The organism is Mitsuaria sp. TWR114 (genome assembly GCF_007997345.1).
Map to the genome: position 1 here is coordinate 1 of NZ_VOSR01000989.1, position 708 is coordinate 708.

At 72.3% G+C, this 708-nt stretch carries 1 protein-coding gene; it reads left to right on the forward strand.

Features of this window, described 5'->3' with window-relative positions; all coding sequences use genetic code 11:
• On the forward strand, positions 1 to 587 hold a 587-nt coding region (locus tag FUT87_RS26595), incomplete at its 5' end, for a zinc-dependent peptidase (RefSeq protein WP_147242928.1).
• Positions 588 to 708: the final 121 nt, after the last annotated feature.

Here is a 708-nt window from a genome sequence, read left to right on the forward strand (position 1 = left end):
GCGCCGGCCAGGTCATCACCGACGAGGTCCGCGTCACCATCGCCGCGCTGGCCTCGCTGCCGCTGCTGGGCCGGGCCCGCGGCTACTACCCGAAGCTGCACACGGTGCTGGTTTATCCCGGCGCCTTCATCGTCGATCGCGTGCGTCATCAAGGCCCGCTGCAGATGCAGGACCGCCAGGTGCTGAGCGGCGAATCCTGGGGCGAGGGACAGGTCGTGCTGTCCTGGGACGACGTGCTGCGCGACGCCTCGCTGCCGGAGCGCGGCCACAACGTCGCGGTGCACGAGTTCGCGCACCAGTTGGATCAGGTCAAGGGATGGGCCAATGGCGCGCCCTGGCTGGGCAATCGCGCGCGGCAGGCGCGCTGGGCGGCGGTGATGCAGCAGAGCTTCGACCTGCTGCGCGCGAGGCTCGCGGCGGGCGAGCCCGATCCGCTGGGGGACTACGCGGCCACCGAGCCGGCGGAGTTCTTCGCGGTCGCGAGCGAGCGCTTCTTCGGTCAGCCGTGGGCGCTGGCGCAGGCGCATCCCGCGCTGTACGGGGAACTGCGGCGCTTCTACGAGGTCGATCCGCTGCTCTGGTCCTGAGCGCGGCGGGGACGGGGATCAGAACCCCATCTCGGCCAGCAGCGCGTCGACGTCGTCCTGCTGCAGCGCCTTGTCGGGCGTCTGCACGCCGGCGAGCTGCTCCTGCGCCGCCGCGGCGGCC